This is a genomic window from Sphingomonas phyllosphaerae (assembly GCF_036946485.1).
GTDB lineage: Bacteria > Pseudomonadota > Alphaproteobacteria > Sphingomonadales > Sphingomonadaceae > Sphingomonas > Sphingomonas phyllosphaerae_E.
Genome location: NZ_JAQIJA010000001.1, coordinates 366,655 through 387,853 on the forward strand (window position 1 = coordinate 366,655; position 21,199 = coordinate 387,853).

Genomic DNA, 21,199 nt, shown 5'->3' on the forward strand with positions numbered 1-21,199 from the left:
TGCCGCCCCTTTCAGAAGCGTTCGGGGCGGATGAGGACGCCCACGAGATAGACGAGAAGGCCGAGCGTGGTCAGCGCGGCGAGCCAGAGATCGAGTGTCATCGTGCCGCCTCCGTCACGCGTTGTCGCACAGGCGGGCGTAGGCGAGCGTCAGCGCGAACAGCCCGACAATGACCGCGACCCAGATGAAGTCCTGCATGGATGTCCTCCGAAAATCAGAAGGCGGCGGTCAGCGACGCCACGACGGTGCCGCCCGCGATGTTGCCCGTGCCGTCCTGCCCTTTGCTGAAGCTGGGGCGGAGATAAGCGGCGTCACGATCCGAGATGTCGGTGTCGATGTAGCTGACGTTGAAGGTCAGGTTCCGCCACGTCGCATCGGCGCCGAGCGACCAGTCCCAGTAGCGGCCGGTCGGGGACACCGCGGTCGCGTTGGGGGCGAGGCCGTTCTGCCCCCAGCTGTGACCGACATGCGCCTTGGCGGTGAGGGGCGTTCCCGGGATCGCCGTGGCGCCGTCTCCCCAGAGATACAGATTGTCGTCCTTCGCGCCGGGATTGTTGTAGACGCCCGCCGCCGCATCGGCGCCGGTGTTGTACCATTTGCCGATCGCCTGTTGTTTCGGCGCATAGGCGACGCCGGCTGTCAGCGTCGCAGGACCCGCAGTGCCGGTCAGCTTGGCAAAGCCTTCCGCGAAATCCGTCCGATCCGCCCCGTCCGGATACATATACCAGGTCAGCCCGACATCCAGCGTGCCGCTGCCCACCGGCAGTTTGTACCCGCCGATGAGATCGAGTTCCATGTTCGCGCCGCCGAACGTGCCCCAGCCGGCGAGGTTCGAGGCCCAGGTGCCGACGTACAGTCCGCTGTCGTGCGCGACCGTGATGCCGCCCTGGATGGCCATCTCCCGATCGGACTGCGATACGCCGCGGAAGCGATAGTCGGACGCGATCGTTGCCGAACCGCTGATGGTGACAGCAGCCGGCGGGGCGGCTTCGGCGGCCACCTCCGCCGGGTCACCGGGCGTTGGTTGCGCCTGCGCCACATCGGACAGCGCCGTAAACGAGACGGCTGCCGCAACGAACAGAAACCTCATTCCACATCCCTTCGAACGGCTGTTCGTCGGATGACGATGCCTTCAGGGATGCGCGATTAGGCTCATGGCGCGTAGCAATTCGAGAGCGATTCCGGCAATTCGCATAGTGCTGGCATATAGGTGCCGTTCTTTGTCGAACGGGTGCGCGCAGCGCGTATCTTCAGCCGTTCAACGGCGAATGCTCGAAATCGGCCAGCAGGGCAGCGACATCGTCGTACAGCGCCACGGCGCCGGCACCCCGGAGAGTAGCGTCGCTGAACTTTCCCGACCGGACGCCGACGGCTGCGATGCCGCATCTGGCCGCCGCTTCGATGTCATACGGCGTGTCGCCCACGACGATCACCTGGCTGGCATCCAGCGGCGACAGCTTCTTGAGAGCGGTGGCGAAGATGTCGGGGGCAGGCTTGGTCCTCTCGACGTCGTCCGATGTGGTGGAGACGTCCACGATCTCGCCGGCATCCATTAGCCCGATGTAATATTCGAGTTCTTCCGATGACGCGGACGACGCCAGGACGACTTGCCGGCCACTGTCCTTGACCTTGATGAGGAGGTCCCGGGCCGCGGCGAAGGGTTTCACCTGGTTCAGATACTTCGACTTGAAGATCCGCCCGTGCTCCTCGCCCATATTCTCCTGCTCGGTCTCGTCCGTGTCCGGGAGCAGCGTCGGCACCAACATGTCGGTGCCCTTGCCGATCTGGTCATGGACCACCTGATCGTCGAACGACGCGCCGATCCGCTTGAACACGGCCTGCCAAGCCGCGACGTGATAGTCGTTGCTGTCCATGAGCGTTCCATCGATGTCGAATAGAACGGCCTTGATCGCCATGGTGCCACGCCTCCTGAGTTGATGGGCGGAAGGGCGACGCTATTCCGCCGCCGCGAGTTCGCCTTCGTCCACATCGGCCTCGGCTTCCGCATCGACACCACGCTCCAGTCTCGCCTCATCGGCGGCCAGAGCCGAGGCATCCTGATCCGTGATCCCGAACCGGGCAGCGACGTCGGGCGCGAAGCGCAGCAGGTCCGGCCGCAGCCGCAGCAGACTGAGGTCCTTGGACTTGCCCTCCATCATCACGTCGAAGACCAGCCCTTCGGCCATCCGCATGAAGGTCGCGAACTCGAACGGGTTGGTGAAGTCCGCATGACCCGTCCAGATCGGAGGACGAAGCACCGTCTTCACGCGGGCGGTGGCCTTGACCGGCGCCTTCAGCACCTCGCCCTTCTTGGCCCTGGCCGTACCGGCCTTCGCCGCGGCTCGCGCCTTTGGCGTGATCTTCTGCTTGACCTCACGGAGTTCGGTCCGTGGCGAGGAGAAGTGGATCTTGGGCCGCACGCCCGCGGGCCATGTCGCCAGGAAGCGCTCCAGCGTCTCGCGCATGTCCAGCCGCTCCGGGTTGAGGCACCACATATGCTGATAGTCGAAGATGAGCCGGACGCCGGTGCGCTCGTGAATCCACAAGACGTCGCTTGCCGAGAAGCGGATGTCGTCGTTCTCCAGGACGAGGCGGCGCCGGACGTGCTCGGGGCATTGCTCCCATCCCTCGATCCAGCGGGCGCGGCTCGCCTCGTGATCGTCGTACACCCCGCCGACGTGGGTGATCATCACCGCCTCGTCGTCCAATTCCATCCGGTCGAGCATCTCGGCCTGGCTGGACAAATCCCACATGCTCTTCTTCGTCAGCTCTGGATTGGGCGAGTTGAGCAGGACGTATTGCGACGGGTGGAACGACAGCCGGATGTCATAATCCCTGGCTTTGGCGCCGAAGGCGCGGAGTTCCGCGTCGCTGTCCGCCACCATGGAGTGGAACTGGGGCATGTCGGGGTGGGTGGCGTAAGGCGCGATGTCCGAGGAAAGGCGGTACATGTCGAGCTTTTCGGACTTGAGATAGTCGAGCACGCGATCGAGCAGCTCGAGCGAGCATTTGAGATGCGGGTTCTTCTGCCACCGTCGCGTGTCCTGGCTCTTGAGGTCGGGTCTGCCCATCACCTTGACGGGGAAGCCGAGACGTAAGGGACGATCGGTGCTGGTCATGCTTCCACCCGTGCCTGAGGCAGGCCGAGGCCCGCGATGAACTCGTTCCATGTTCGGATCGGCAGCGCGCCGCCGGTTGCCTGTGAAGGGCCGCTGCCGTAGCGCCCGTCGGCACTCCCGGGGCGGCGTAACGGTCGTACAGGGATCGCGGCGGCACCAAGCCGGTCAGCGTCGAAATGGCTGAGCCCGGTGGCTGGCCCATGCCGTTCGAGGGAAGCAAGCGCGTCGGCCATCGGGCGACGGGTCAGGGTCCGAACGTCATACGCTTGAGAAAGCCTGCCAATCACGACACCGCAAACGCACCGCAAGGCCGGCGGCTCCGTCGAATGATCGATCGCCTCGGCATCATCGAAGTGTCGGCGCAATGCCGGGCAAGCGGTATGAAGCGGCGCGGCAACATCGAGCCGGAGGCGATGGCCCACCGCTGCGGTCCGTTGTGGCACCAAACATGGGATGCGTGCCGTCACCGGGGAGTGACGGCAGGAGCATGACGACATTCGATCGACGCTGATCTCGCCGCATGTCGATGTGACCAACGCTAGAACGTCGTCACCACCATCGTGACGCGGCGGTTGGCGGGGGCGACCTCCTCGTCGCGGGTCATGTCGAGCAGCGGACGGCCGTCGGCAGCCCAGTGGACGCGGCGCACCCGCGCGTCGCGCCCGTCGCCGCCGACGCCATTGCCCCAGGTGTGGTAGACGTAGAGCGCGTTGCCGTCCTCGTCGGTGGTGAAGGCGCCATGCCCCGGCCCCTGTTCGTAGCGGCGATAGTCGGTGATCCCGTGGGGCATCGGCGCGCTCTTCTGCAACGGGGCCGACCATTTGCGCCACGCATCGATCCGCGTCAGATCGGCGTCGAGCGGCGCGGAGATGCCGTTGACCACATAGGTCGGGCTGACCCCGGAGCTGGAATAGACGAGCGTCAGCCGCCCGTTACGGCTGAGCGCGAACGCGCCCTCGGCAAGGTTTTCCTCGACCGAGGTCTGCGGCGCGATGATCGGGGTCGGCGGGCCGGCCAGTCGCGTCGGATGCGCAGGGTCGACCGGCGCGATCCACGTCAGCGGATCGCCGAGCGTGCCCGACGCCGGCAGGTAGCGCTGCGACCAGGTGTAATAGGACCGCTTCCCGACCGTGAAGAACGACATGTCGAGACTGATGTTCGCCGGCATGTCCGCGCGGCCGAGCGGGGTGCCGTCCGCCTTTCGGATCGCCGCCGGGCGCGACCAATCGGCGGGGTTGGCGGGATCGCCGCCGTCGCGCAACTGGATAAGGTGCGACGCGACCCGCGACCACGCGCCGCCTTCGTTCGAATGGTCGTCCTTCGGGTTGAAGCAGGGTGCGAACAGGATCGACAGCTTGCCGCCGATCTCGTGGATTTCGGGCGCCCAGTAACAGCCGGCGATCACGCGACCCTCGGTGGTGCGGTCGCGGCGCGTGCGGCGGTTGAGCAGGTCGACCTCGCGCGCGCGCCCGCCATTGGCATCGGCGAGGTCCGCGATCCGGTCGGCGACGCGCAGCGGCAGGTGCACGGAGCCGACATTGTCATTGCCGGTGTCGTCGGTCGCGGTGAGCAGATAGCGGACGCGGCCGTCCTTCTCCCAGCGATAGATGTCGGGATCGGCGCGATTGTAGGCGAAGATCGCCGGATAGCTTCGCTGGCGGACCGTGCCGTGGACCAGATGACGGCCCGGCCGCGTGAGCCGCGCGAGGTCGGCGGCATCCCAGTTCACCGCGCGCGTCGCGGTGGAGCCGTCCGAATAGCCGAGCGTCACCCGCGCGCTTCCGAGATCGGCGCTGCGATCCGCGGCGATCTTCTGCGGCGCGAGCGTCGCGCTGGTATTGACGATGCGGCCGAAGCGATGGGTGAGGGCGGCTGCGGTATCGGCGCTGATCGCCAGCGTATCGGGAGCGGTCACCGCGCCGATCCGCGCGTCGCCGACGTTGCCGGCCGAGACGATCCGCCGGCGTCGGCCACCATTGTCCGGCTGCCACTTTGCGGCTTGCCACCCTGTCCGCGCCAGATCGGCGACCGCCGTCCACCGTTGCTGCGCGTTGTGGTCGGTCCATGACACGAGATAGCGGCGCGTGGCGCCGTCCCAGACCGCGTGCGGTTGCGTGACGGCATCGGCGCTGCGCAGGTCGAGCGTGCCCAGTTCCTCGAAGTCGCCCGGGCGCGCGGGATCGCTGCGGAAGATCACCGTCGCCGTCGCGGCGGGATCGGGCTTGCCCTCCATATCGACGCGCGTCGCGATCACGCCAAGTGCGCCATCGGCGAAATGGAAGAGCGAGGGATCGGCGACGCCGCGCAACGCGACCCGATCGACCCCGATGTAATCGCCCTTCGCGAACACCACGCCATCATCGTCGTTGAGCGGCGTCATGTGACCGTCCGAGCCGGTGAGCGCGAGATGCACGCTGCGCGCGACGGTCGGCTGGTTGGCGTCATGCGCGTCGGTCGGCGTGCGCGCATAGGCTTCGAGCCGCCGCGCGCCGGCGCCGAGCACACGGACCGTGAAGCGCTTGGTGAGCGTCGTCCCGTCCGCGCGGGTCAGGCTGCCGTCGACCCGGACGACCCGCGCCGCTGCGCCGCGGTTCGTGAGCACGCCGTCGCGCACGACCCGCCCGGCGGCGCGCCATGTCGCGTCGAACCCGTCCGGCACCGGCAGCCGCGTCCCGGACGCGAGCACCGGCGGCACCACCCAGCGCGCCGCAAGGTCGCCGGCATCCGGCGTGGTGCTGCGCCAATGCGCCTCGATCCGGTTGCGCTCGGCGGCGGTGATCGACAGGACGGTGCCGTGGCGCGGTGACGGCGGCAGGTGGAAGTCGCGCGGATAGGTCCAGGCGATCTTGCCGCCGAGCGCGTTGGTGGCGAGCGGGATGTACCCGGCACCGCCATAATCATCGACCCACAGGAAGTATTTGAACCCGCTCGTGTCGCCCGGATTGGCGACGAAGGCGGTCGGCCCTTCGACCTCGGGCGTCCCGGCGCGGCGGCCGATGCAGCGATCGAGGATCTTCCACTGCCCCGACGCCCCGTCCGCGCGCAGCGACGGCGAGACCTGCGCCAGAATGTCGCTCGACGCACATCCTTGCGCATCGCTGATCTTGGTGAAGCGATAATAAAGGTTGCCGTCCTTCATGACGGTCGCGTCGATCATCCCCTTCGCCCTGACCGCGCCCGGCACGTCCGCGGCCTTGAACCACGGGGTCGGGGTGGTGAAGGTCCGGAAGTCGCGGGTGATCGCGCTCAGGATCTGCGGCCCTTCGCCATCCTCGACCGTGTGCGCGGCGTCCTTGTAGAGCGTCGAGGTCCAGTAGACGACATAGGCGCCGATCGTCGGATCGTAGGTGGCTTCGGGCGCCCAGGTCATGCCGGCGGCGGGCAGGTTGACGCGGACGTGGCGCTGCTGGCCCCAATGGATCAGGTCGGTCGATTCCCAGATCTCGAGATAGCGGCTGCCGTGGCGGGTCGCGTCGCCCCAGCCGCTGCGCGCCGCCGACAGATCGGTCGCGAGCAGGAAGAAGCGGTCGCCCTCCGCCGCGCGCATGATGAACGGATCGCGCAGCCCGCGCGTGCCCTCGGTCGACTGCAACACCGGCTTGCCATGGTTAAGCGTCTTCCACTGCAAGGCATTGTTGCCGTCGGAGATCGCGAAGCGCAGCTTCTCGCCGTCGATCGTGTTCTCGGTGAAATAGACGAACAGATAGGCCGCGCCGGCGGGGGCAGGCGTGACGGGCGCGGCCGGCGGCGTCGCGCCGGTCAGCGCGATCGGCGCGGCGAGCAGCAGCAGCGGGCGGGCAAACCCTGACGTCCAATCCAACCATCGTCTCCCGATCACCGGGCGGTCGATTCGCCAGGCCGTCATCGTCCCTAAGGCGTTGATACCCGAAGTCGAAGCCCCCCGTTCGACGGCTCCGCTTCGAGCAGCCGTCAATCCGGACTTGATCCTGGATCCCGCTTCTTTCCACGGTCGACAGGAAGAAGCGGGGCCCCGGATCAAGGCCGGGGCGACGGACGGGAGAACGGTCGCTCCTAGAACCGGAAGCGCACGCCCGCCGACAACAGGCTCGCCTCCCAGCGTACGTCGCGCGGGTAGCGCGGGTCCTTGACGTAGCTGTGGTACGGCGTGCGCAGCAGGTTGGTGGCGTCGACGGTCAGCGTGATATTGTCGTTGACGTTGTAGCTCGCCGACAGGTCGAGCCGCCCGACCGCGTCCGAATAGACGGTGGTGAACACGCCCGGCGCGCCGAAGCCGTCGACGTTGGCGCTGCGGTAATTATAGGCGAGCCGCACGCTCGCCGGCCCCAGTTCGTAAAGCCCGATCACGTTGAAGCTGTACTTGGAGACGCCGGGCAAGGTGTTGCGTCCGCCCGCGAAATTGGCGGCGGCGGGAACGACCTGCTCGCCGTCGATATAGGTGAAGTTTGCTTGCGCGCCGAGCCCGCGCAGCGCGCCGGGCAGGAAGTCGAAGAAGGTCGTCGCCGCCGCCTCGACGCCCTTGATCGTCCCGGAACTGGAGTTCGACGGACGGTAGACGAGGATGTTGCCGAACGGCTGGACGTTGACGACCTGCGGCAGCGAATTGATGAACCCCTCGATCTCGCGATAGAAACCCGCGACCGACACCGACCCGGTGCGCGAGAAATAATATTCGAGCGACGCGTCGTAATTGTTCGAGCGGATCGGTTGCAGGTCGGGATTGCCGCCGTTGCCGGTGTACGAGATGTTGCCGCCGATCGTCCCCTGCGTGATCGTCAGCGTCGGGTTGATCTGGTTGAAGCCGGGGCGGGTCAGCGCCTCGGTGCGCGAAAGCCGCAGCTTGAGCCGGTCGGTGAAATGCAGCTGCGCGCTGATGTTCGGCAGCACGTCGACATATTGCGTCGAGGAGTCGATCGGGACGAGCTGCGTCTGGCTGGTGCCGGGGATCGGCAGCGAGTTGGTGCCGTCGAGGCGGTTGCGCGTGATGACCACGCGCGTGCCGATCACGCCGTCGATCGGAAAGCCGACGTCGAACGCATAATCGAGCTGCGCATAGCCCGAGAACACCTGCTCGCGCGCGCGGAACGACGCGAGCGGGTCGTAGCGCGGCTCGTCCGACGCCCACGCCGCCTGCGTCGCGGCATCGGCGTTGAGCCGGGTCAGGCCGTCGCGGACATAGCCGCGCACGTCGTTGAGCTTGTCGTTGAACAGATAGGCGTCGGGCGCGTACCAGCTGCGGAATTGCTGGACGTCGTCGCCGCGGAAACCGGCTTCGATGATCCCGCCCTGCGACACGGTCGGCACCTTGCTGATGACGTCGCGAAGCCCCGAGAGTCCGGCATAGCGGCCGCCGAACTGCGAGCGCGCGTTGCGGTCGGCGTAGCGGACGCCGAGCCGGAACTTGGGGAACAAGGCCGAGCCGGTGTCGATCAGCGCATTGCCCTGCCATTGCCACTGGCTGCCCTCCGAGCGGCGGCGCTCGTCATAGACGCCGCGCACGTAGAAGCTGTCGGGATTGGCGAAGTCGACCCCGCTCGGCACGAAGTTGACGCTGCGCTGGTCGTTGAGCCGCACCGCCAGCGACAGCGGCGACACGGTCTGGGTTTCGAAGCGGCCGAAGGTGTTGCTGACCACCGATCGCGTGTACGCGAGGTCGGTGGTGAAGACCGCGTTGCCGACCTCCCATTTCGCGCCCAGCGCGGCCTGATAGGTGTCGGTGCTGCTATCGCCGAATTCCTTGGTCGGGCCGTTGACGATGCCGAGATCGATGTCGAACGATTCCAGCGTCGTGCCGTCCGGGGTCAGCACTGCGTTGCGGATCGTCGGCGGGGTGCCGCCAGTGGTGCTCGACTGGATCGGCACGCCGAAGAAGTCGTTGGCGTTCTTGTTGCGATACGCCTGCCACAGTCCGTCGGCGTAGATCATCAGATTGTCGGTCGGCTGCCATTGCAGCGAGCCGTTGACCGACGGCCGCTGGCGCGTGCCGCGGCCGTAAAACAGCCCGATGTCTTGCGGGAAGGTGAAGTCGCGCCCCACCGACGCGGGCAGGATCGCCTGCGCGGCGGGAACATTGTCCTGAAAGCCCTGATAGCGGACCGAATTGAGGTAGCGCGTCTGCGTGAACGAGACGTTAAGCAGCGCGCCGATCTCGCCGATCCCGGTCCGCCAGCGGTCGCTGACCAGCAGGCTGCCGATCGGGTCGAGCTTGCGGCTCTGGTCGTTATAGACCCCGCGCAGTGCGCCGGCGAGTTCGAAGCCCTTGAAGTCGAACGGCCGGCGCAGCCCGACGTCGAGCAGCCCGGCGATCCCGCCTTCCAGATTCTGCGCGGTCACCGCCTTGAACACGTCGACGCGCGCCACCGCCTGCGCCGGAAAGTCCTGGATCGCGACCGAGCGTCCGTCGGCGGTGAAGATCTCGCGGCCATTGACGGTCGTCTGGACGTTGGGCAGCCCGCGGATCAGCACGCCGTTCGCCTCGTCGAGATAGCGCGTCACCTGCACGCCGGTGATCCGCGCGATCGCTTCGGAGGCGTTGTTGTCGGGGAATTTGCCGATGTCCTCGGCGACCAGTGCATCGACGATCGCGTCGGAATTCTGCTTGATGTTCTGCGCGCTGCTCAGGCTCTGGCGGATGCCGGTGACGACGATCTCGTCGGAGGCGGCGGGCGCGTCGCCGGACGGCGGCGTGGTGCCCGGCTCGGGCGCGGTCTGCGCGGCGGCGGTGGTCGCGGCGATGGTGATCGCCAGCGCGGCGGTCGAGGCGAGCAGGCGCGCATTCGTCAGCATGAACATCGTAATCCTCCCATTTTTGTCGTTTCTGCTTGTCGTTCGGCGGCGCGGATCACGGCATCGGCGTCACCGTGATCCGGTCGATGTTGGGGGCGAAGCGCGAGCGCAGCAGCACGTCGGGCCACACCGCCGAGGCATAGCTCTTGCCGTCCCAGTTCGGCTGTTCCTCGCCGGCGATGCGTACCGTGTTGCGCCCGGCGCGCAGCGTGACCGGCACGGTCATCTCCCACCAATTGTTGCGGTGGAAGCTGTTGGGGAAGGTCGCCAGCACCGGGGCCGCGCCGTTCACCGCGATCCGCGCGACGCGCGCGAGTGGATCGGGATTGTAATGCGTCGCCTTCGACTGTTCGTCGTTCGAGAAGCGCAGCGTCAGCGCGTAGGTCCCCCCGCGCGCGACGCGGATGTCGGGGAAGGTCAGCGTGTTGCCGTTGCCCGGCGCGCCGCCGATGTCGAACACCGCCCGGCCGCCGCTCGCCCGCGACGCCGCCGCGACCCGCGCGTTACCCGCGACCTGCGCCGCCTCAGCTTCGTAATGCTGCGCCTCGACCGCAGGAGTCGGCGTCACCGTCAGCCCGCTATCGCCCGCGACCTCAACCTTGTTGATCCCGCCGAGCAGGAAGGCGCGGTCGCCACTTACCGCGCGCCCGTTGACGCGCAGCACCCGACCGCCCGTCGCCGCCAGCCGCGCCGGCCCGTCCGTGGCGGCATAGACCCAGTACGTCGCCGCCGCGCCGTCCCGCTTCGCATCACGCAGGTCATAAACCTGCGCGGCGTCGCCCGTCGCCTCGGTCAGCGTGATCCGGTCGACCAAAGCATTGCCCTGCGTCCGCGCGCGCCCGTCGCGGCTGCGCGTCGCCAGCGTCAGGACATGCCGCCCTGCGCCCAAAGTCAGCTCGGTATCGACATGATCGAGCACCGCCGGCTTGTAGCCGAGCGGCAGGTACAACTCGCCGACCTCCTTGCCGTCGACGCGCAGGAAGACGTTGGTCGCGCCCTGCGCCGCCGCCAGCGGGTCCTTGTTGAAGGTGCTGGCGAGGACGCGCAGCGCATAGCGGCCCGCGTGCGGCACCTGCACCGCAAAGTCGAGCGCGGCATCACTGCCGCCCGCGAACCCCTCGACCGAATAGCCGCCGGAGGTATGGAAGCGCGACACGTCTTTGGGCGATCCCTCCGGCCCGCGCACCTTCAAGCCGCGGCCGCGCCGCGTCGCCGCCTCTGCCTCATAATCCTGTCGCCACGGGGCGGGCGGCGCGGGCAGGGCGGTCCCGGCCGGGGTGACGACCAGTTCATAGGCCGATTCCTCGCGCAGCGCCGGCAGATCACCGCTCCCGAAGGCCAGCGTGATCGTACCGTCGGTCACCGGCACGCGGCGGTCCGCGATCGTCACCGGCGGGGCGGCGTCGCCCAATTGCCCGGTCCAGGCGATCTCGCGCACGCGCACCTGCGCCGCCGCGCCGAACAGCGCGGGCAGGTTCGTCAGCGCCACCGTCGCCGCGCCGCCCTTGCCGCCGAGCAGCACGCGCGCCTGCCGCCGCGCCGGGTCCAGCGTCGCGACGCCCTGCAACGTATAGCTCTGGTCGCGGTGCGGCGGCGTCACCGCCAGTGTGTGCCCGCTCATCGTCGCATAGGCGTTGAGCAGCCACCATTGCCCGTTGCCGCGGTTCGCCTGCACCGCGCTGTCGCTCAGATTGCCGTCGATGTTCCAGTAAGCAATGTCGGCATCGACCTTGGCATCCTCGATCGCGGCGACCCACTGGATCATCTGCCCCGGCACCGACGTGTGATAATTATAGGCATATTCGTTGATGTTGACCGGCAGGTGCCGCCCCTGCCACTTCGTCCCCGCGAACAGCCGGTCCTCCCACGCGCGATACTTGCGCACGCTGGTGCGGACGGTTGCCGGATCGCTCAGCTCGTGCCACGTCACCACGTCGGGCATCGTGTCGGCGGCGATCGCATGGCGCAGGAAGCCCTCGACCTGATCGAACAGGATGCTGGTGTTCGGCCCGGCGATCCGCGTCCCCGGCGATGCCTGCCGCAGCGCGCGCACCGCGCGGTCCCACGCATCGAGGAACACCGCCGGTTCCTTGAGCCAGCTGACCCCGGTGCAGCTCTTGGCATCGGCGCTGAACATGTTGCCGTCGGGCTCGTTAAAGGGCACGAACACGATCCGGCCGCGATAGCGCGGCGGCAGCGCGCGGACCTGCGCGGCCTGTCGCTTGAGCACCTCGATATAGTTGGTCACCGACTGCGCGCAGTCGCCGCTCTTCCACTTGTACGGAAACTCGCGGAAGATGTCGGTCATGTAGATATAGGTGTCGCCGCCCGACGCATCGGTCAGCAGCGTCGACACCTCCAGCGCGTCGGCGCCAGGATGCTGCGGCCCGTCCTGCGCCTTGGTCGACACCGTGCGCAGATCGATGCCCTCGAGCAGATTGGGGTGCGGCAGCCGCGCATCGTACAGGCCGTAGAGCGTCCCCGATGCCCCGCCGTGGAACGCGCCGGTGTCGCTGCCCATGTCGACCGTCAGCCGCTCGGGCGCGTCCTGCGCCAGCGCGGGCGCGGCGGTGGTGGCGAGCAGAGCGGCAAGGGCGAGGGCACGCATCGGTCGAAACTCCGGGAGGGGCGCGGCGGCGGTCATGCCGCGCGCGCCGCGTTCATCTGCGCGATCGTCGCGCGGTTGAGGATCAGCCGGCTGATCGTCACGGCCAGCAGCAGGTGCATCGCGGCGGGCACCAGCGTCGACAGCGCGCGGATACCGGTCAGCGACAACGGCGTCTGGTTGTTCGCGCCGGCCTTGTAGGAGACGAGCACCAGCACCGCGCTAATCAGCGCTCCCGCGACCGCCCATGCCAGCTTCACGAAGAACTGGTTGAACGCGAAGCTCATGCCCGACGAGCGCATCCCCAGCTTCCATTCGCCATATTGGTCGGCGAGCTGGATCAGCGTGAAGTGCAGCGGCAAGGTGCAGCCCAGCACGATGCAGCACAGCCCGACCAGCACCAGCCACAGGGTCGGATAGTCGCCCGGCACGAAGAAGGCGGCGACATGCCCGGCGACGAGGATCAGATTGACCCAGATATAGATCGTCCGCACGTCGTAGCGGCGCGTGAAGAAGGTGACGACGATCGAGCCGATGAACCCGCCGATCGTCGCGATGCCGAAGAAGAACGCCTGATAGGTCGTCCCGCCGTTCAGCACATAGGTGATGAAATACAGCGCCGCGCCGCCCTTGGTGTTGAAGATCGCGATCAGCAGCAACGTCATCGCGAAGGTGAGGCGCAGCTGGTCGTTCTTCAGCGTATTGGCGATCGCGACGCGCAGCGGCGGTTCCGCGGCGGTCGCGACGGTGACGCGCTCGCGCACGAACAGGAAGCAGATCAGAAACATCGCCACCGCCACGAGGCTCAGGATCGCCACGCCGTAGCGATAGCCGCGCGCGACATCGCCCGCGCCGAGCGCGCGCACCATGATCGGCAGCCCGACCGAGACGGTGAACGAGGCGATCGCCACCATCGCGAACCGCACCGACTGGCAGGCGACGCCTTCCTCGGCGCTGTCGGTCATTCGCGTCACCAGCGCGCAATAGGGCACGTTGTTGAGCGAGTAGGAGAAGGCGAGCAGGAAATAGGTGATCGCGGCATAGGCAACCTTGCCGTCCTGCCCGAGATCGGGCGACTGGAAGGTCAGGAAACAGCTCAGCCCGACCGGGATCGCGGTCCACAACAGATACGGGCGGAACTGCCCCCAGCGCGTCTTCGTGCGGTCGGCCATGATCCCGATCAGCGGATCGGAGATCGCGTCGAAGATGCGCAGCGACAGGAACAGGATGCCGACCACGCCCGGCGCGATCCCGAACACGTCGGTGTAATAGAAGGTCAGGAAATTGGCGATCAGCCCGGTGATGATCGTCCCGCCGGCATCGCCGAAGCCGTAAGCGATTTTCTCGCCGAACGGCACGCGCGCGGCCGGGGCCGGGGCGGGGTGGACCGGCGCGGCGTCGCCCTGTTGCGCGATCGTCGTCATGCCCCAGCGTCCGTCGGCGTGTCCCCGAACGCCTCCGCGACGCGCGCGCCGGCGCGGACGAACACCGGCAACCGGTCGCGCGGCGCGGCGCAGCGGATCGTCGCGTCGCCCGCCACTTCCGCCCCGGTCCAGGCGTCGACCCATGTGCCTGCGGGCAGCCACACGTCGCGGGCGTCGACGCCTGCCGAGGTGACCGGCGCGACCAGCAGGTCGGGGCCGAACATATATTGGTCGTCGACTTCCCAGCTGCGCGCCTGCTCGGGATAATCGTAGAACATCGGCCGCATCGGCGGGTCGCCCGCTTCGTGCGCGGTGCGCATCAGCCCGGCGACATACGGCCGCAGCCGCTCGCGCAAGCCGGCGAAGCGGCGCAGGATCGCGAACACCTCGTCGCCGAAGCTCCACAATTCGTTGCCAGCGCCGGTGTCGCATTGCGCCACCCCGTCGCGAAACGGTTCGGCGGGCGGGGTGATCGGGTCGCGATGCCCGTGCATCCGCAGCACCGGGGTGAACACCGCCCATTGGAACCAGCGGATCATCAGCTCGTGGAACGCCGGATCGTCGACATCGCCGCCGTGGAAGCCGCCGATATCGGTCGTCCACCACGGGATGCCCGCCATCGCCATGTTGAGCCCGGCGCTCAGCTGGTTGCGCATCGCGGTGAACGAGCTGTGGATGTCGCCCGACCAGATCAGCGCGCCGTACCGCTGGCTTCCCGCCCAGGCGCAGCGCACCAGGCTGACGGTTTCGGTCGCGCCCTCGGCGGTCAGCCCGTCGTGAAGCGCCTGCGCGTAGTATAGCGGATAGGCATTGCCGACCGCCAGCACCTCGCCGGCATGATAGCGATAATTGTCGAAGTCATAGGCGCCATATTCGGGCTCGGCCTCGTCGAGCCAGAACAAGGTCACGCCCTTGTCGTGGTAGTTGCGCTTCAGCGTCTGCCACAGGAAGTCGCGCGCGCCGGGATGCGTGACGTCGAGGAAGCGCGTGTTGCCGAGGAACTCCTGCTGCACGTCGGCGCCGCGGTTGGCGCGCACCAGATAGCCGCGCTCGGCCAGCGTCGGGTAGTTTTCCGAACGCGGATCGACAGTCGGCCACACCGACACCATCAGCGCGGTGCCCATCTCCGCCAGCTCGGCGCACATCGCGGTGGGGTCGGGCCATTCGCGCGCATCGAACCGCCAGTCGCCCTGAACCGGCCAATGGAAGAAGTCGGCGACGATCACCGCCAGCGGAATGTCGCGGTCGCGATAGGCGCGCGCGACCGCCAGCAGCTCGTCCTGCGTGCGGTAGCGCAGCTTGCTCTGCCACAGCCCCAGCGCATAATCGGGCATCATCGGCGCGGTGCCGGTGACCTGCGCATAGTTGCGCACGATCTGCGCGGGCGTGTCGGCGGCGGTGATCCAGTAATCGATCTCGTGCGCGGCGCGCGCGGTCCAGATCGCGCCATTGGCCGCGAAACACGCCTCGCCGACCGCCGGGCTGTTCCACAACATGCCATAGCCGTGGCTCGAGACGACGAACGGCACGCTCGCCTGCGAATTGCGCTGCGCCAGTTCCAGCACGCAGCCGGCGAGATCGAGGTTGGGCTGCTGATACTGCCCCATGCCGTACAGCCGCTCGCCGGGCTTCGCCTCGAAGCGCACCGTGATCTGCGCCGCGCCGCCCGGCAGCGGGCGAAACTCGCGCCCGGACAGCCCCAAGGCGCTGATCGTGTCGACGGTTTCGCTTCCGACCGTCCAATATCGGGTGACCGTATCGCGCTGCCGCCACTTCTCCTCGAGCAGAACGCGTCTGTTGGTGTCCAGAAAGCGCACGCGACCTTGCAGATCGAGTTCCGCAACGATCCCGCCGTTGCGAATTCGTGCAACCGATGCGTCCCGTTCGATCGTCGCGGATACCGGAGCGATGTCGAGCAACGCGCCCGGCGCGGCGGGGCGGGGGGCGTAGGTCGAGGCGCGCAGCCGCAATCCGCTCGGCCCATGCGCCTCGATCCGCACCCAGTCACCATCATAGGCCCAGGCGATCGCGCGCTCTTCAAGCGTCAGCGTATCCACGCTTTTTCATCCTCCCCATCGGCCGGTGATCTGTGCCGTAAACGTTTCCGGTCTTGTGCGTTCCGGGGTTCGGACTGTCAACCCCCTTGCGCCGCGGACGTGCGGCAGCGATCAGGCGCGGATGGACATTCGGGCGCTTGCCAGCCATCTGGGCTTGTCGATCGGCACGGTTTCCCGCGCACTGAACGATCGTAAGGATGTCAGTCCCTTAACTCGGCAGCGCGTGCTCGAGGCGGCGTCTGCGCTCGGGTATACGCCCAACCAGTTCGGCCGGACGCTGCGGATCGGGCGCACGGCGACCATCGGTTTCATGCTGACGCTGGAACACGATAGCGCGGTGCACGGCGATCCGTTCTTCATGGCGCTGCTGGAAGGCGTGCAGACCGGTTTGGTCGAACACGGCCTCGATCTGGTGATCCTGCTCGCGCGCAAGGGCGAGGACGGCGAGACGTTCCTCCGCCGCCATATCGCCCGCGGGACGGCTGACGGCTGGTTGCTGTCGGGCACGCAATATGAGGATGCTCGCATCAAGTTACTGTCGGAACGTCGTATTCCCTTCGTCGCGCTCGGACGTACCGCGTCGATCGATGATTATTCGTGGATCGACCTCGACTTCGAAGGCGTCGTGGCGGAGGCGATGGCGCTGCTGCTCGCGAACGGTCACCGCCGGATCGGGCTGGTCACGCCTCCCGCGACGATCAACAACAGCCACATCGTCGTCGCCGAATATCGCGCCGCGCTTGCCAGGGCCGGGCTCGCGGCGGATGAAGCGCTGATCCACCGCGGCGACACCGACGAACATGACGGGGAGGCGGCGACGCGCGAGCTGATGGCGCTGGAGCAGCCACCGTCGGCATTGTTGCTGATGGGCGAAACAGCGCCGGTGGGGGCGTATCGTGCACTTCGGGACATGGGCCGTGAGCCGGGCCGCGATATCGCGGTGATCGGCTTGCGCGATAATCCGATGTGTCAGGCCTTGTCGCCAGATTTGACTTGCTTCACGCTTGACTTGAACGCCCTGGGGCTTGCTCTCGCAGACGAACTGGTGTCAATCTCGAAATCTGAAAAAGGCGAATACTTAGAGAGAGTACAAACTCGTTGGCCGTTGAAGATTCTTCTGCGGCAAAGTCATAACGGAGGGTTCTCAAAGATATAAGTGGTTCAGCCCGTCTTCACCAGGCGCGAGTTACGCTCGGCTGGGTCCCCGAGCCGATTGAGGAACGCATCAAACGGCATCGGTCGATCAATGAAATAACCTTGCGCATAGTCGCACCGCACAGCGCGGAGGAAAGCGAGGTTTTCGGCGACCTCGATCCCTTCGGCGACGACCTTCAGTCCCAGTGCGTGAGCGAGATCAATCGTGGAGCGGACCAGCTTCGCGTCGCTCTCCCGCTCATGCGCAAATTGAACGAAGCTGCGGTCGATCTTCAGCTCACTCAGCGGCAATTCACGAAGGTAACTGAGTGTAGACTGGCCGGTGCCGTAATCGTCCATCGATATAGCTACGCCCCGGCCGCGGAAGTGGTGCAGCGTTGCCGACGCAACGCTCGGGTCGGACATGGCCGCCGACTCGGTTACCTCGAAGATCAGCGCCTCGGGCGCGACCGAAGCGGTATCGAGCAGCCGGTCGACCGCGGCTATGAAGGCTGGCGCATCGAGGAGCTTGGCCGAGATGTTGACCGCGGCCGTCACCTCATGACCCGCGGCGCGCCAGCGCGCGGCGTCGTTCATGACCTGCTCCAGCACATGCAGCGTCAAGGGCCCGATCCGATCGGAATGTTCGGCAAGCGGAACGAAGGCGCCCGGCGACATGAAGCCGCGTTCGGGGTGTCGCCATCGCACCAGCGCTTCGGCGCTGGCGATCCGGTCGTTCGCAAGCGCCAGCTTGGGTTGATAGTGAACCTCGATCTGCCCGGCCGCGATCGCGACGTCGAGTTCGCCCATCAGCGAGACGGCATTCTCAAGACGGTCGCGGTTGAGCGCCGCACGCCGCCAGAAGACGCCCGCCGCGGCGGCATCGCCTGCAGCCAAGGCCGCAGCCGCCATTTCCCCGTCTTCGGCCACCCCGAGCGCAACCGCGATATCGACCTTGCGCCCGGCAATTTCGACCGGCTGCAGGAGTAGCGTCCGCAACGTCGCGAGTTGATCCTCGACGATTTCGTGCGTCGGCATCAGCAACGCAAGTTGGTGGCTACGCACGCGATAAACCACGTCATAGGCGCTGCACAGCCGAAGTCGCTCGGCAGTGCGCACGATGCCCTGCGCCACCTGCATCGTGTCGAAGACTGCCGACAGTTCCTCGAGGTTGGTGAGCTGCACGACGCAGGCGACGCCCGCGCGGTCGCCATTCTGGCTGGCGAGCGCCCGCTGGTTGGGCAGCCCGGTCGCCTCGTCGTAGAGCCGGGCGGCGCGAAAGCGGCGGAAGACATCGCGAGCCACGACCAGGCCGCCTGCGCTCGACAGCATCAGCCAGCCGAGGCCGAGCGGGAAGTAGATCGCCAGCCAACGCTGTGCTGCCAACGCCGCGACCGCCAGGATGACAATCCCGACCGCGAAGACGCCAGCCGCCACGTCGCGACGCCGCACCCGAACGCCGGGTACGCACAACAGCAGCGCCAGTGCGAAGGTAGCCAGCGGCGTGCCGCGCGTGGGCACGCCGCGCAGTAACGTCTCGGCACCCAGTGCCTGGATCGTCACGCCGGGCAGCACGCCGCGGAGCGGCGCCGGGTAGCGATCGCCCATCTCGATCGCGGTCGCGCCGATCAGGATGTTGCGTCCGCGCACGACCGCCGGGTCGAAGGCCCCGCGTTCGACAGCGACGAAGCTGAGCCGCGGGATTGTATTCGGATCGATCGAGAAATCGACAGGGTAACTGGCGTCGGCAACGCCCGCACGTGCCGCGATATAGGCGGATAGCGAGGGGCGCGGCGTCCCGGCGGTGATGGTCGCGAAGGGCAGCGAGCGAACAAGCCCGTCCACGTCCGGCGAGAAACTGACCGAGGCGAGCGCGGCATCCGGGCGGAACAGATCGAGTGGCAAGGCATCGAGCGTTCGGGCATCGCGCGCGCCGGCTTGTTGGCCGAAGGTCGGCAGGGTCACCTTTCCATCGGCGCGCTGCAACGCTGCGGCAAAGGCGTGGTCGTCGACCGGGTTGGAGGCGCTGGAAAAGTCGACATCGAAGACGATCGTTGCCGCGCCGGCTTCGCGCAGCTCATCGACGACCTTGGCGTAATGGCGACGCGGCCACGGCCAACGTCGGATTTCGGCGACGCTTCGCGCATCCATCTCGACGATCGCCACTTGCCGACTGGCGGCATGGGACTGGACCGCGAACCGCAACGGTTCCAGCGCGCGCATGATCGGGCCGCCGATGGGGGGCAGCATCCCCGCCATGCCGACCAACGCGGCGGCAGCGAGAATCAACGCGTTGCTGGACGCGCGCATCAGAAGGCGCGTGACACGCGTAACGAGACGCGCGGGCGTCGGTCACCGGTGTCGAAGCGCACCGGGCCGAGCGGCAGCGCGGCCTCTGCCATCCAGTCGAAATGTCCGGTGCCGATGCGCATCCCGATCCCGGTCGACGCAAGGCTGCCCCCGCCGATCCCACCCTTACGATTGCCGACCGTTCCGCCGTCAACGAAGGTATAGAGCTGGCCGCGATCGACGACGCTGCCGGGGATGCGCGGGATGTCGGCACGCAGTTCCAGCGAACCCATTACGCCATGATCGCCGGTCCGCTCGGCATAATCATAGCCGCGGCCGAACGCCGGGCCACCCAGCCCGATCTCCATCGCGGCAAGCAGCGGCCGGGAGGCGAGCTGACCAGCGCTGGCGATGACGATGCTGAATGGCTTGCCGAGACCGACCGTCCAGTCGATCAGATAGGTGCCTGCAATGAAGCGCGCGTCACCGTCGAAACGTGACCCGAGCAGGGAACCGGCGTGGGTGACGCCAGCCAGCGGCAGGCCGGCAAGTGCCGCCACTTCCCCGCGCAGCGTTCCGCCACCCATCGTCGCGTTGCCGCCCAGCGTGCCGGTGAGCGTCGCTATGCGATCGCGACGCAGCCGTCGCCCGGCGAGGTCTTGATCGGTGCCCAACGCACGCAGTTCGGCCGTCGCAAACAGGCTGCGGGCACGCGTACGGAGCAGCGGATATTGCAGCGTCAGAGCGGCATCGGCACTGCGGCCACGCACGTCGAGCGTCCGCAGGAACCCGCCCGGACGCGTGCGGGCGAGCGAGCCGGATGCCGACAGCACCAGACCATCATCGCTGATGATGGTGCCGTAACGCACCCGCGCAAACGCAAACTCGCTGGGTTGGAAGGGCGTCTGCGCCACGATCACCGCCAGCTCGTCGCCGTCGTTGACCAGTGAGTGCAGGGTGGCGAGCGCCGTCGAGCGGATCGGGCCGACTTCCTTGCTGCCGCGATTGTCGATCTGGACATAGCCCGAGGCCCGATCGGTTTCGATCGTGATCAGCAGGATGCCGAAGCCGTCCTGCCGCACCAGCCGGCTGTCGGTGACCCGCACGCCGGGCACGTCGCCGACCAATAGCAACGCCCGCTCGAGCTGCTTCTGCTGCACCGGCTGACCGGTCGCGAGCGCGTGCCCGAGCAATCGATCCGCCGTCGCGCTGCGCGCGCCTATGACGCGCACGGCATCGATCTTGCCGAGATCGAGCGAGACGCGCAGCACCCCGTCGCGTTGAGTCTGCGCCGGCACGTGCGCTGTCGCGAACGAATACCCCTTCGCCCGTGCAACCCCTGCGATCGCTCCGGCCAGCCCGGCTACCTGTTCCCGGTCGAGCCGCCGGCCGATCACCGCGGCGATAGGGTCCGCAAATACCGCAGGCGAAAGCCGGTCGCGTCCGTCGATGATGACCGCGCGCACCACCTCCGTCAGCGCCTTCGACGGGCTCGTCACGGACGAGATGAGCCCCCGGGGGGCGGGCACGATCGAACGCTGCGGCACCTCCGGGGGCGGCAGAGTCTTTTCGATCACGCGCGGATCAGCGCGGTCGAGCGCGGTCTGCGCCTGCACCCCTTGCGAGGTGAGCGCCACCAGCAACGACCATCCAATTGCACGCGTCATCCAGCCCCGTCCCGATCAAGAAACTGAGCAGTAGACGGCGAAAGATTGTGATTTAGTTGAGGCGCTTAGTGGCAGCGTTACCGCTGTTTCAACCAGCTCTGGTGAGGATCCCTAAACGATATAGCGGCCATGCGGGATG

Annotated in this window: 13 protein-coding genes; 1 reads left to right on the forward strand and 12 read right to left on the reverse strand. The window is 67.3% G+C overall.

The genetic code is table 11. The features are described from left to right. Positions 1 to 11 precede the first annotated feature (11 nt). The 10 genes from kdpF to PGN16_RS01730 form a co-directional block, all read right to left on the reverse strand. Entirely contained in the window at positions 12 to 101 is a 90-nt protein-coding gene (gene kdpF, locus PGN16_RS01685) for a K(+)-transporting ATPase subunit F (RefSeq protein WP_335307666.1), read from the reverse strand. A 113-nt stretch (positions 102 to 214) separates the two neighbouring features. Beyond that, positions 215 to 1,090, reverse strand: a complete 876-nt coding sequence (locus PGN16_RS01690) for a TorF family putative porin (RefSeq protein WP_335307667.1) — start codon at positions 1,088 to 1,090, stop codon at positions 215 to 217. Between the two features lie 160 nt (positions 1,091 to 1,250). Then, positions 1,251 to 1,916, reverse strand: coding sequence for an HAD family hydrolase (locus tag PGN16_RS01695; RefSeq protein WP_335307668.1), 666 nt, complete (start codon positions 1,914 to 1,916; stop codon positions 1,251 to 1,253). Positions 1,917 to 1,955: 39 nt separating this feature from the next. After that, positions 1,956 to 3,119 carry a UV DNA damage repair endonuclease UvsE gene (gene uvsE / locus PGN16_RS01700; protein WP_335307669.1) on the reverse strand — a complete coding sequence of 388 codons (1,164 nt, stop codon included), beginning with the start codon at positions 3,117 to 3,119 and terminating at the stop codon, positions 1,956 to 1,958. Next, complete coding sequence (locus tag PGN16_RS01705) at positions 3,116 to 3,541, reverse strand: hypothetical protein (RefSeq protein ID WP_335307670.1); 426 nt, start codon at positions 3,539 to 3,541, stop codon at positions 3,116 to 3,118. The genes uvsE and PGN16_RS01705 overlap by 4 nt, the downstream gene beginning before the upstream one ends. A gap of 116 nt (positions 3,542 to 3,657) precedes the next feature. Next, positions 3,658 to 6,939 carry a family 43 glycosylhydrolase gene (locus tag PGN16_RS01710; protein ID WP_335307671.1) on the reverse strand — a complete coding sequence of 1,094 codons (3,282 nt, stop codon included), beginning with the start codon at positions 6,937 to 6,939 and terminating at the stop codon, positions 3,658 to 3,660. A gap of 212 nt (positions 6,940 to 7,151) precedes the next feature. Further along, a complete protein-coding gene (locus PGN16_RS01715; RefSeq protein ID WP_335307672.1) occupies positions 7,152 to 9,890 on the reverse strand; it encodes a TonB-dependent receptor in 2,739 nt (912 codons plus the stop codon). Positions 9,891 to 9,939: 49 nt separating this feature from the next. Continuing rightward, entirely contained in the window at positions 9,940 to 12,492 is a 2,553-nt protein-coding gene (locus PGN16_RS01720) for a cellulosome protein (RefSeq protein ID WP_335307673.1), read from the reverse strand. 32 nt (positions 12,493 to 12,524) lie between these two features. Further along, positions 12,525 to 13,913, reverse strand: coding sequence for an MFS transporter (locus PGN16_RS01725; protein ID WP_335307674.1), 1,389 nt, complete (start codon positions 13,911 to 13,913; stop codon positions 12,525 to 12,527). Further along, entirely contained in the window at positions 13,910 to 15,970 is a 2,061-nt protein-coding gene (locus PGN16_RS01730) for a glycoside hydrolase family 31 protein (RefSeq protein ID WP_335307675.1), read from the reverse strand. The genes PGN16_RS01725 and PGN16_RS01730 overlap by 4 nt, the downstream gene beginning before the upstream one ends. A 121-nt stretch (positions 15,971 to 16,091) precedes the next feature. On the opposite strand from PGN16_RS01730, the gene PGN16_RS01735 reads away from it, so the two are divergent. Next, positions 16,092 to 17,126 carry a LacI family DNA-binding transcriptional regulator gene (locus PGN16_RS01735; protein WP_335307676.1) on the forward strand — a complete coding sequence of 345 codons (1,035 nt, stop codon included), beginning with the start codon at positions 16,092 to 16,094 and terminating at the stop codon, positions 17,124 to 17,126. A gap of 5 nt (positions 17,127 to 17,131) precedes the next feature. Here PGN16_RS01735 and PGN16_RS01740 read toward each other — a convergent pair whose 3' ends face one another. Next, positions 17,132 to 19,414 (reverse strand): putative bifunctional diguanylate cyclase/phosphodiesterase, encoded by a 2,283-nt coding sequence (locus PGN16_RS01740; protein WP_335307677.1) that lies wholly within the window; start codon positions 19,412 to 19,414, stop codon positions 17,132 to 17,134. Continuing rightward, a complete protein-coding gene (locus PGN16_RS01745; RefSeq protein WP_335307678.1) occupies positions 19,414 to 21,060 on the reverse strand; it encodes a ShlB/FhaC/HecB family hemolysin secretion/activation protein in 1,647 nt (548 codons plus the stop codon). The genes PGN16_RS01740 and PGN16_RS01745 overlap by 1 nt, the downstream gene beginning before the upstream one ends. Positions 21,061 to 21,199: the final 139 nt, after the last annotated feature.

Coding starts and splice junctions, on each gene's coding strand:
- kdpF (WP_335307666.1), bottom strand. CDS start 101: ATGACACTCGATCTCTGGCTCGCCGCGCTGACCACGCTCGGCCTTCTC.
- PGN16_RS01690 (WP_335307667.1), bottom strand. CDS start 1,090: ATGAGGTTTCTGTTCGTTGCGGCAGCCGTCTCGTTTACGGCGCTGTCC.
- PGN16_RS01695 (WP_335307668.1), bottom strand. CDS start 1,916: ATGGCGATCAAGGCCGTTCTATTCGACATCGATGGAACGCTCATGGAC.
- uvsE (WP_335307669.1), bottom strand. CDS start 3,119: ATGACCAGCACCGATCGTCCCTTACGTCTCGGCTTCCCCGTCAAGGTG.
- PGN16_RS01715 (WP_335307672.1), bottom strand. CDS start 9,890: ATGTTCATGCTGACGAATGCGCGCCTGCTCGCCTCGACCGCCGCGCTG.
- PGN16_RS01720 (WP_335307673.1), bottom strand. CDS start 12,492: ATGCGTGCCCTCGCCCTTGCCGCTCTGCTCGCCACCACCGCCGCGCCC.
- PGN16_RS01725 (WP_335307674.1), bottom strand. CDS start 13,913: ATGACGACGATCGCGCAACAGGGCGACGCCGCGCCGGTCCACCCCGCC.
- PGN16_RS01735 (WP_335307676.1), top strand. CDS start 16,092: ATGGACATTCGGGCGCTTGCCAGCCATCTGGGCTTGTCGATCGGCACG.
- PGN16_RS01740 (WP_335307677.1), bottom strand. CDS start 19,414: ATGCGCGCGTCCAGCAACGCGTTGATTCTCGCTGCCGCCGCGTTGGTC.
- PGN16_RS01745 (WP_335307678.1), bottom strand. CDS start 21,060: ATGACGCGTGCAATTGGATGGTCGTTGCTGGTGGCGCTCACCTCGCAA.